This is a genomic window from Streptococcus sp. 3.1 (assembly GCF_016648915.1).
GTDB lineage: Bacteria > Bacillota > Bacilli > Lactobacillales > Streptococcaceae > Streptococcus > Streptococcus salivarius_E.
Genome location: NZ_JACLQV010000024.1, coordinates 16,144 through 27,281, shown reverse-complemented (window position 1 = coordinate 27,281; position 11,138 = coordinate 16,144). Strand labels below are relative to the sequence as shown.

The window sequence follows — 11,138 nt, the reverse complement described above, 5'->3', positions numbered from 1 at the left end:
AAAGGACTCAGTCCTGTACAATACAGAACTAAATCCTTTGCTTAAATTATTTGTCTAACTTTTTGGGGTCAGAACAACTTGTCCTTTTTCAATTTCTAGATTGATATCACGAAGTGCATGATAATCTCCGTAATATTTATTGACATTTTTAAATTCAATAAGTGCCATAAGAGCCTCCTAAAATTTTACATTAATATATGTAACAACAAGAGTGTATTTTACTATAGATATAGGAAAATGTCAAAAATGTTTGAAAATTCAATCATAATGTTCGCCTTTTAACCGATTACACATAGCAAAGGTATCTCAAAAAAGAAGGAAAGCTTGTATATCAGCTCAATATCTATAGTAGAAACTTGGTCCTTAACCTATTTTTTGGTATAATATGTTTGATACGTAAAGTTTTCTACTTTACAAATTGAATGACTTAAGAAAACCGATGAGGTGTTTATATGAAAAAAATTCTAGTAGTTGATGATGAAAGACCAATCTCGGATATCATCAAGTTTAATCTGACTAAAGAGGGTTATGAAGTGGTTACGGCTTTTGATGGTCGTGAAGCTTTAGAGCAGTTTGAAGCTGAAAAACCAGACTTGGTCATCCTGGACTTGATGTTGCCTGAACTAGATGGCTTAGAAGTTGCTAAGGAAATTCGAAAGACAAGTCACACACCAATTATCATGCTTTCCGCTAAGGATAGCGAGTTTGATAAGGTTATCGGGCTAGAAATTGGGGCAGATGACTATGTGACGAAACCATTTTCTAATCGTGAATTGTTGGCACGTATCAAAGCTCACTTGCGTCGTACAGAGACTATTGAAACAGCAGCAGAAGAAAGCTCTAACTCTGGTAAGCAGGAGATTTCAATTGGTGAGTTGATTATTGTTCCAGATGCGTTTGTTGCTAAAAAACGTGGAAATGAAGTCGAGCTCACACACCGTGAATTTGAGTTGCTTTTCCATCTGGCAACTCACATGGGACAAGTGATGACGCGTGAGCATTTACTTGAAACTGTTTGGGGTTATGACTATTTTGGTGATGTTCGTACGGTTGACGTAACCATTCGTCGTCTCCGTGAAAAAATTGAAGATACACCTAGTCGTCCTGAATATATTTTGACGCGTCGTGGTGTTGGTTATTATATGAAGAATTATGACTAGTATTGGCTTAAACATCACAAGCTTTGAACTAGCCTTACTCTTTACGCTCCTCTTTGTGGCTTTCTACTTTATTTTTCTGGCTTATCGTGATTATCGACGAGTCAAAAATATTCGAAAGTTGACCAAGAGGGTCAAGTCCTTAATGGCAGGTAACTATAACGAGGAGTTACGCTTAAAGGGTGATCCAGAGCTTTTAGAGCTAGCTGACAGCTTGAATGATTTATCGGATGTCTTTCGTTTGACGCATGAAAATCTAGCCCAGGAAAAAAACCGCTTATCATCAGTCCTTTCTTACATGAGTGATGGGGTTATTGCGACAAATCGTCGTGGTCAAATTACCATGATTAATAGCACAGCTCAGCGTTTGTTGAATCTAGATTATGAAACAGCGACACAGATGTCCATTTTAGATTTATTAGATGGCGAAAATCCCTATACTTATAGTGAATTGCTCTCTAAGACTCCTGAAATTCATTTGTCACGTCGAGATGCCAATGATGAGTTTGTGACCTTACGTGTTAATTTTGCTCTTATTCGTAAAGAATCAGGTTTTATCTCAGGTCTGGTTGCCGTTCTTCACGATGCCACTGAGCAAGAAAAAGAAGAGCGTGAACGTCGACTCTTCGTCTCAAACGTTAGTCATGAGTTGCGTACACCTTTGACTTCTGTAAAATCCTATCTGGAGGCACTTGATGATGGTGCTCTCGACGAAGAGATTGCTCCTAACTTTATCAAAGTTTCTTTGGATGAGACCAATCGTATGATGCGAATGATTTCTGACCTCTTGGCACTGTCACGTATTGACAATAAGAGTACCCAACTTGACGTTGAGATGACCAATTTCACGGCCTTCATGACTTATATCTTGAATCGTTTTGATCAGATTAAAAGTCAAGAAACCAATACAGGTAAAACTTACGAAATCATTCGAGATTACCCAGTAAACTCAATTTGGGTAGAGATTGATACAGATAAGATGACCCAGGTCGTGGATAATATTCTTAACAATGCCATCAAGTATTCGCCTGATGGTGGTAAGATTACAGTGTCTATGAAGACAACTGACTCACAGTTGATTGTTTCTATTTCTGACCAAGGTTTGGGTATTCCTAAGAAAGATTTGCCTTTGATTTTCGACCGTTTTTACCGTGTTGATAAGGCCAGAAGTCGTGCCCAAGGTGGAACTGGTCTAGGCTTGTCCATTGCAAAAGAAATTATTAAACAACATAAGGGCTTTATTTGGGCTAAAAGTGAGTATGGTAAGGGTTCAACTTTTACAATTGTGCTTCCATATGACAAGGATGCCATGATGGTTGATGAATGGGAGATGTAGTAAAAATGACCTCAGATTTAGGGTTTAAATATAGTATTTTGGCTTCAGGGTCAACTGGTAATTCCTTTTACTTGGAAACTCCAGAGAAGAAGATTCTTGTAGATGCTGGTTTGTCTTGTAAGAAAATCACAAGTTTGCTAGCTGAGATTGATCGTGACCCGAGTGATTTGGATGCAATCTTAGTAACGCATGAACACAAGGATCACATCCATGGTGTAGGCGTTTTAGCTCGTAAATATGGCATGGATATCTACGCCAACGAGAAAACCTGGCAGATTATGGATAGTAAAAATATGCTTGGCAAGATTGATAATAGCCAGAAACATGTTTTTTCTCGTGATAAGCTTCTGACCTTTGGAGACATTGATATTGAGTCTTTTGGAGTTAGTCACGATGCTATTGATCCACAGTTCTATCGCTTTATGAAAGATGGAAAGAGTTTCGTCATGTTGACGGATACGGGTTATGTTTCTGATCGTATGGCAGGTATTATTGAGAATGCCGACGGCTATCTGATTGAGTCCAATCATGATGTTGAAATCCTTAGAGCAGGTTCATATCCTTGGTCAACCAAGCAACGTATCCTCTCTGATCAAGGTCACTTGTGTAATGAAGATGGAGCGGATGCTATGATTCGTACCATCGGTAATAAAACTAAAAAGATCTACTTGGGTCACCTTTCCAAAGAAAATAATATCAAGGAGTTGGCCCACATGACGATGGAAAATCAGTTGGCACGTGCTGACTTTGGTGTTGGAACTGACTTTAAAGTTTATGATACCTCACCAGACACAGCGACTCCACTGACAGACATTTAAAAATAGCAGAAGAGCTGCACTAATACGTTTAGTGCAGCTTTTTAAAAGGAATGTATTTATGAAAGTAATTTATCTCTCGTTAGGGTTTGTCTCGCTCGGTTTGGGAATTCTTGGGATTCCCCTCCCTATCTTACCCACAACACCTTTTCTACTTTTAGCCATTGCTTGCTTTGCTAGAAGTTCCAAACGTTTTGAGAAATGGTTATATCATACTAAGCTGTATCAAAGTTATGTAGCCGATTTTCGAGAAACCAAATCAATTGCCAAAGAACGAAAGAAAAAGATTATCATCCAAATCTATGTTTTGATGGCAATTTCAATCTTTTTTGCCCCTATACTATGGGTGAAAATCGGACTCTTTTGCCTGACGGTCTTCATCACTTATTATCTCTTTAAGGTTATTCCTGATAAAGACTAAGCTATCATCAAAAAATGAGACTTCCAAGATGGAGTCTCATTTTATATTTTATTAATGTTTGCTACGTAATTTCTTACGGAGTTTATAGGCAAAATTGGCTGGTCCGTAAAGAGGGCTAACTGGAAGGTTGAATTCTCCAATGAATTGTTCAATACGTGGGTTAAATTTGGACTTGAAATTATACAAGCCACCATCTAGTGAATTTTCAATTCCTCCCATGTTTTGCCACTCAGCACCACGCTCAAAAGCGTGATTAGCTGTTTCATACCATGTCAAGATAGCCGGTTGATAACGGCGGTAATCTTCATCCATTCCTGCATAGATATTCTCAGACGTCTTGCCAAATTCAAGAACGAGTGTACCTGAAAGTGGGACCGTCTTATTCCCAGCATCAACTTTTTCTTGAAGAAAGTCAATTTCTTCTTTAAGTCTTTTGTGCTCTTGCTTATTGTTCTCGATTTTTCCTGGTTTAGTTTTTTCAGTGAATTTAGCTGCATCAGCAATATTCTTTTCGAGTTGCTTATTAAGGTCTTTGAGACGGGCAGGTAAATCAAGAGTTGAGAGTGTAATGTAAGAAGACTCTGGGTAGGTAGTCAACAACTTTTCATAATAATCAATGCCACGAAGGTGGATGTTTTTACGGGCCTCTGTCTTCTTCATCAAAGATGCAAATTGTTCAAGAAGCTCAGTGCCACCAAATTGGACTGAAATTCCCTTGTTTCGAGCAGTACGAACAGCCTGCTTGGTACTCTTAGAGAGTTGTTCCTCAGTGAAATCTTCCTTATGGATATTAGCCTGGAAGCGAGGTTGGATATTTTCAGCCATATCTTCAGTGAGGCCTGTCCATTCAACGCCAAGAGCTTGGATGGACTTGGCAATTGCCATAGTCTCTTCACGGATTTCAGCTTCTTGTGAGATCAAGTTTTTTGTCACAAAGAGACTTGGGTCAAATTTCACAAAGAGGGCACGCTTTGTTTTGGCATATTTTTTAAGCGAAGCCATAACAAAGGCGAGCAACTCTTTATCTTGATAGTCCATAATAGGTCCACGAGGGATATAAATCATAGAAAAGCCAAGAGGGAGTGGCTGAATAAGGACACTAGCGACAGCAACGAGATTACCATCTTGATAGAAACCTAGGCGGTCATTTCCCCAACTATCCTTGATTTTAGCCCATGAACTACTCTGTAATAAATTCGTTTGAGGACTATCTATAACAAAGCGGTCATGCTCAGAAGTACTGAGTCCAGTTTTATAGGTATACATATTATTCTAGAACCCACTTTCTAATAGCGTAAGCGACACCAGATTCATCATTTGATTTTGTGATGTGTTTCGCAATTTTCTTCATTTCTGGATTACCATTTTCCATAACAACAGGAGAGCCAACGACTTCAAGCATAGCACGGTCATTTTCTTCATCACCGATAGCCATTGTTTCTTCTTTAGAAAGACCGAGTTTCTCAGCAAGATGGGTTACAGCAATCCCTTTGTTGGCTGTTTTCTTGAGAATTTCTAGATAAAATGGTGTTGATTTTACAATGGTAAAGCGGTCATAAAATTCCTGTGGAAGTTTGGCAATGGCTGCATCAAGAATTTCAGGCTCATCGATATACATGGCCTTAACAAATTCCTTGTCAGCTACCTCCTCAGGTGTACGATAATAAATCGGCATATGGACAAGTGTAGACTCATGAACTGTATAGCGTCCAATGTTGCGATTACTTGTGTAGATACCATCTTTAGTAATGGCGTGAGAATGAACACCAAGTTTGTTAGCCAAAACCTCAATGTCAAGGTAGTCTTCGTATGAAAGTGTCTCACGAATCAATTCATTACCAGTAGAAGTTTCTTGGACAAGACCACCATTAAAAGTAATAACATAGTCTCCGTCTTGGTTGAGGTTAAGCTCTTCAAGAAGTGGAAGCACTCCTGGAATAGGGCGACCAGTCGCAATAACAACCTTTACACCAGCAGCTTTAGCATCTTGAATCGCTTGAAAGACTTCCGGTGTAACTTGACGTTGGCTATTTAAAAGCGTTCCATCAATATCAACAGCAATAAGTTTAATAGACATAATAATTACCTGTTTCGTTTAGTTAGTTTCCCTTCTATTTTACTAAAATTTAGGCGCTTTGTCATAGTTCTTCCTGAGAAAAGTGTTATTATCTCTTTGAAGAAGTGGATTAGGTAAGAATTGCCCAAATGCTTTTTAATTGGTAAAATAAGGTCAGACAAATAAAGGAGAGATAAAGTGATTCGAGCAACCAACCAATTGACGGAGCAAGAACGGAAGTCAGCAAAAGCATTGATTGCTAGCTGCCAAGCCCATGATCAAACCTTTCGAGAACCTTATCTCTCCAATATGCTTAATTTTGATTCCAATATGCCGGCCTTTTTCCTCTATTGTCAAGAGGGAGAGTTGCTTGGCTTATTAACGGTTTATGCGGATGATGAAGACATTGAAGTGAGCATCCTAGTGGACCCTAGTCATCGTCGCGAGGGTATTGCCCATGCGATGTATAGAAGCTTTGAAAAAGAAATGGCATCTTACCCTATTCGCTCAGTGACCTTTCAGACGGAGCGTGTTTTTCTCGATCATCATCCTGATTTGGCAAGTCATTGGGATTTGGTTGAAGATGAAGAGACGGAAACCTGGCTAGGGAGAGACAGAACACCATATGCTCTGGATTCCTGTTCAGATGTCAAGGTGCTCTTAGCTGAACCTTCTTACCTAGATGCAATTGCCCATCTCCACCACCAAGCCTTTTCTGATGCAGAGCAAACACTCGAAGTAAGTCGCAGATACATTACAGAGGCATTGAAGGACTCTGATGGCCTACTTTACATCCTCATCAAAGAAGGTCAAGTGATTGGAGTTTGTACGGTCGATTTATCTGGGAATAGCAACTACCTTTATGGACTTGCCGTAGCAGAAGCCTATCGTGGCCAAGGCTATGGAAGCTATCTGGCAAAATCAGTCGTCAATCAACTCATTGCGCAAAATGACAAGTCCTTCCAAATTGCAGTGGAAGATAGCAATGTAGGTGCCAAACGCTTGTATGAAAAGATTGGCTTTGTCAAACAAACCCAGGTGGTTTACTTGAAGCAGAAAGGGTAAACGCAATGTTGAAACTCTCTTTGAGGTTAGAGTTGCTATCGTCTTAAGTAAAAAGTAGTTATAGAACAGAAAGGAGTAATCAATGGAAATTAAAATCAAAAACAAAATTAAAGTAGGCGATCAAACGGAAATTATCGAAGAAATCCACACTTGTGAGGTTATGGAAAAAGGGGATTATACCTATCTTGTTCATCATAATTCCGAGAAAGAAAAAGTGGTTATTAAGTTGAATCAGGATGAGCTAGTGATGACACGCTTTTCTAATCCTAAATCCATTATGCGTTTTTCTGCTAAAGTACCTGCCTTGGTCCACATTCCGACACCGCTTGGTACCCAGCATTTTCTGACAGACACTAGTTTATTTGCCCATGACTCTAATGGACAGACAGTTGATATTCATTATCAATTGAAACATCCAGAAACAGAAGATGTTTTTGCTGATTATGAATTAGAAGTTTCTTGGTTTTAATTTTTGAAAAAATAGAATCATTTTGCTTGAATAAAGAATAATTTATGATAAAATGTTTAGTAGAAATAAGGGAGTAGCAGGTGACTGTAATCATGAGATTTGATTAACAGTTGCGATTATGTCGTCATTACGAAATTTTATATTTCCGGCATATTCTTAAACAGCGAGACTTGTTTTTTATTAAACAAGTCTCTTTTTGTATGATTTTTTATATAAAAAGAGTCTTGTTAGCCATTTTTCCCTATATAGAAGGAGGAGATTATTTTGTCTAAAGAACAAAGTAAAACCTTGTTTTACACACAAGGAGAGGAAGAAGTCCTAAAAAACTTGGACACTTCTGTTGATGGTTTGTCTACTGCACAAGCCAAGGAACGTTTAGATGCCTATGGCTATAACGAGTTGGATGAAGGTGAAAAACGCAGCCTCTTGTCAAAATTCATCGATCAGTTTAAAGATTTGATGATTATCATCTTGCTTGTCGCTGCCGCCCTTTCTGTTATTACAGAAGGTATGCATGGTTTGACGGATGCCTGCATTATTTTAGCCGTTGTTGTTTTGAATGCAGCCTTTGGTGTTTATCAAGAAGGACAAGCAGAAGCGGCTATTGAAGCCCTAAAAAACATGTCTAGCCCTATGGCTCGTGTGCGCCGTGATGGCCATGTCGTTGAAATTGATTCACGCGAATTGGTTCCTGGAGATATCGTCTTGCTTGAAGCAGGTGATGTTGTTCCTGCGGATATGCGCTTGCTCGAAGCTGCCTCACTTAAGATTGAAGAAGCAGCCCTTACCGGTGAATCCGTTCCAGTTGAAAAGGACGTTACCGAGACAGTTGAAGCAGAGGCGGGTATCGGTGACCGTGTGAATATGGGTTACCAAAACTCTAACGTTACTTATGGTCGTGGTACTGGAGTTGTAACCAATACTGGTATGTATACTGAGGTCGGTAAGATTGCCGATATGCTGGCTAATGCGGACGAATCACAAACGCCATTGAAACAAAGCTTGGAGCAATTGTCTAAGACCTTGACCTATCTGATTGTCGCTATTGCTTTGGTGACATTCTTGGTTAGTGTCTTCATTCGTGGCGAACAGCCCCTTGAAGGCTTGATGGTTGCCGTTGCTCTTGCGGTTGCAGCCATTCCTGAAGGTTTGCCTGCCATTGTAACCATTCTTTTGTCACTTGGGACAACGACCCTTGCTAAACGCAATTCGATTGTTCGTAAATTGCCAGCTGTTGAAACCCTTGGTTCAACAGAAATTATCGCATCTGATAAGACTGGTACCTTAACCATGAACCAAATGACTGTTGAAAAAATCTATACAAACGGTCAATTGCAAAACGCTTCTACGGAACTTGGTGCTGACAATACAACCCTTCGTATTATGAACTTTGCCAATGATACAAAGGTGGACCCTGATGGTAAATTGATCGGGGATCCAACAGAAACAGCTCTTGTTCAATTTGGTTTGGACCACAATTTTGATGTGCGTGACGTCTTAAAATCAGAGCCTCGTGTGGCAGAATTGCCATTTGACTCTGACCGTAAGCTCATGTCTACTATCCACAAAGAAGCGGATGGTACATACTTTGTAGCCGTTAAAGGTGCGCCTGACCAATTGCTCAAACGTGTGACTCGTATTGAAATCAATGGTGAGGTCCGTCCTATCACAGATGAAGATAAACAAGCTATCCTTGCAACTAATAAGGACTTGGCAAAACAAGCCCTTCGTGTCTTGATGATGGCTTATAAGACAACGAATGACATTCCTACCTTGGAATCTGCAGTTGTTGAGTCTGATTTGATTTTCTCAGGTTTGGTAGGTATGATTGACCCAGAACGTCCAGAAGCAGCAGAGGCTGTCCGTGTCGCTAAAGAAGCGGGAATCCGTCCAATTATGATCACAGGTGACCACCAAGATACAGCAGAAGCAATCGCTAAGCGTCTTGGTATCATCGATCCAAATGATACGGAAGATCATGTCTTTACTGGCGCTGAGCTTAATGAGCTTTCTGATGAAGAATTCCAAAAAGTCTTCAAACAGTACTCTGTCTATGCGCGTGTGTCTCCTGAACACAAGGTTCGTATCGTTAAGGCTTGGCAAAATGATGGCAAGGTTGTTGCCATGACAGGTGATGGGGTTAATGATGCGCCTTCACTTAAAACAGCTGATATTGGTATCGGTATGGGAATTACAGGTACAGAGGTTTCTAAGGGTGCTTCAGATATGGTTCTTGCCGATGATAACTTTGCGACAATTATCGTTGCCGTAGAAGAAGGACGTAAGGTCTTCTCAAATATTCAAAAATCAATCCAATACCTCTTGTCAGCCAACATGGCCGAAGTCTTCATTATCTTCTTTGCTACACTGTTTGGTTGGGATGTGCTTCAACCAGTACACCTTCTATGGATTAACCTAGTCACTGATACACTTCCAGCTATCGCACTTGGGGTTGAGCCAGCTGAACCAGGTATTATGACTCACAAACCTCGTGGTCGCCAATCAAACTTCTTTGATGGTGGTGTCTTCGGAGCGATTATGTATCAAGGTGTCTTCCAAACTATCCTTGTTCTTGCAGTATATGGTTGGGGCCTTGCCTTCCCAGAGCACCATACGCAAGCAGAAATTCATGCGGATGCCCTTACAATGGCCTTTGCCACACTTGGATTAATCCAGTTGCTCCATGCCTTTAACGTTAAATCAGTTTATCAATCAGTCTTTAAAGTTGGTCTCTTTAGAAACAAGACTTTCAACTGGGCAATTCCAGTGGCCTTCGTTCTTTTGATGGCAACTATTGTAGTTCCTGGATTTAATAACCTTTTCCATGTGTCACACCTGAGTCTGACACAATGGCTTGCAGTTATTGTGGGTTCTTTCTTGATTGTGGTACTTGTTGAATTGGTTAAGGCTGGTCAACGTGCCCTTGGCAAAGATAAGAATGCTATTTAACAAATAAGAGTCAGAGATTAAGTCTCTGGCTTTTTCTTATCAAATCTTGAATTCGCCAACTGTCTTGTTTATAATTAAAGTAAAGTAGTCACTAGGTAAGGAGAAAGCCATGAACGAAACTATTAAGACGCAACTTAATCATCGTAGTATTCGCCAATTTAAACCTCTAGCTTTGACACAGGAAGAAGTTGACCTTTTGGTTGATGTTGCAAGACATACAGCAACGAGTAATTTTAGACAGTCCTATTCGATTATCAGTATTACTGATGAAACATTGAAGAAAGAAATTGCAGAGATTGCCAACCAGCCTTATATTCCAAATGCTGGGCATCTATTTGTATTTGTTGTGGACCAAAGACGTAACACACTGATTGCAGAGGCAAAAGGCGCTGAAGCCTTGGTCCAAGGTAGTCCTGAACGCTTTATCTCGGCCTTCTCGGATGCTATGATAGCGGCTCAAAATATGGTAGTAGCTGCTGAGAGTTTAGGTATGGGAACAGTTTACCTTGGCAGTATCTTGAATGATAACGCTAAACTTTCAGAGCTTCTCAAACTGCCAAAGTATGTCTATCCAGCAGTAGGATTAGCAGTTGGTTGGCCAGATCAAGAACCGCAGCTTAAACCTCGTTTACCCCGTCACGTAATCCATATGGAAAATTATTATCGAGACTTAGAACATCCTTTAGAGGAGCTAAAAGATTACGACGCTGAAGTTCATGAGTATTATGACCTTCGTGATCTCAATAAAAGAGTTGATGAATTTACAACACAGATTGCAAAGACAATGGATCAATCCGTTGCCAATCGTGCGAATACCTTGAAGGACCTTCAAAAGCAGGGATTTTTCACCGACTAAAAAACGACTCCTAA

Annotated in this window: 10 protein-coding genes and 1 pseudogene; 8 read left to right on the top strand and 3 right to left on the bottom strand. The window is 40.0% G+C overall.

The window, feature by feature from the left end; genetic code table 11:
- Positions 1 to 69: 69 nt before the first annotated feature.
- A pseudogene (locus H7U02_RS10430) lies at positions 70 to 168 on the bottom strand (amino acid ABC transporter ATP-binding protein); the annotation flags it as partial.
- 284 nt (positions 169 to 452) lie between these two features.
- Between H7U02_RS10430 and yycF the strand changes: the two are divergent.
- From yycF to H7U02_RS10410, 4 genes are read left to right on the top strand one after another with little or no spacing between them, the layout of a single operon-like run.
- Positions 453 to 1,160, top strand: a complete 708-nt coding sequence (yycF, locus tag H7U02_RS10425; protein WP_002884978.1) for a response regulator YycF — start codon at positions 453 to 455, stop codon at positions 1,158 to 1,160.
- Positions 1,153 to 2,493 (top strand): cell wall metabolism sensor histidine kinase VicK, encoded by a 1,341-nt coding sequence (gene vicK, locus H7U02_RS10420; protein WP_002885062.1) that lies wholly within the window; start codon positions 1,153 to 1,155, stop codon positions 2,491 to 2,493. Before yycF ends, vicK begins: the two co-directional genes overlap by 8 nt.
- A 5-nt stretch (positions 2,494 to 2,498) precedes the next feature.
- On the top strand, positions 2,499 to 3,311 hold the full coding sequence (locus tag H7U02_RS10415; RefSeq protein ID WP_155124204.1) for an MBL fold metallo-hydrolase: 813 nt from the start codon (positions 2,499 to 2,501) through the stop codon (positions 3,309 to 3,311).
- A 58-nt stretch (positions 3,312 to 3,369) separates the two neighbouring features.
- Complete coding sequence (locus H7U02_RS10410) at positions 3,370 to 3,729, top strand: YbaN family protein (protein ID WP_037611660.1); 360 nt, start codon at positions 3,370 to 3,372, stop codon at positions 3,727 to 3,729.
- 51 nt (positions 3,730 to 3,780) lie between these two features.
- Here H7U02_RS10410 and H7U02_RS10405 read toward each other — a convergent pair whose 3' ends face one another.
- Positions 3,781 to 4,995 (bottom strand): aminoacyltransferase, encoded by a 1,215-nt coding sequence (locus H7U02_RS10405; protein ID WP_037611659.1) that lies wholly within the window; start codon positions 4,993 to 4,995, stop codon positions 3,781 to 3,783.
- A 1-nt stretch (position 4,996) separates the two neighbouring features.
- Positions 4,997 to 5,806 (bottom strand): sugar-phosphatase, encoded by an 810-nt coding sequence (gene yidA / locus H7U02_RS10400; RefSeq protein ID WP_002890845.1) that lies wholly within the window; start codon positions 5,804 to 5,806, stop codon positions 4,997 to 4,999.
- 177 nt (positions 5,807 to 5,983) lie between these two features.
- Between yidA and H7U02_RS10395 the strand changes: the two genes are divergently transcribed.
- From H7U02_RS10395 to H7U02_RS10380, 4 genes are all read left to right on the top strand, one after another.
- A complete protein-coding gene (locus tag H7U02_RS10395; RefSeq protein WP_038675894.1) occupies positions 5,984 to 6,850 on the top strand; it encodes a GNAT family N-acetyltransferase in 867 nt (288 codons plus the stop codon).
- A gap of 82 nt (positions 6,851 to 6,932) precedes the next feature.
- Positions 6,933 to 7,319, top strand: a complete 387-nt coding sequence (locus H7U02_RS10390; protein ID WP_037600507.1) for a DUF1934 domain-containing protein — start codon at positions 6,933 to 6,935, stop codon at positions 7,317 to 7,319.
- Between the two features lie 264 nt (positions 7,320 to 7,583).
- Positions 7,584 to 10,268, top strand: coding sequence for a cation-translocating P-type ATPase (locus tag H7U02_RS10385; protein ID WP_064520647.1), 2,685 nt, complete (start codon positions 7,584 to 7,586; stop codon positions 10,266 to 10,268).
- Positions 10,269 to 10,377: 109 nt separating this feature from the next.
- Entirely contained in the window at positions 10,378 to 11,124 is a 747-nt protein-coding gene (locus H7U02_RS10380) for an NADPH-dependent oxidoreductase (RefSeq protein ID WP_155124205.1), read from the top strand.
- Positions 11,125 to 11,138: the final 14 nt, after the last annotated feature.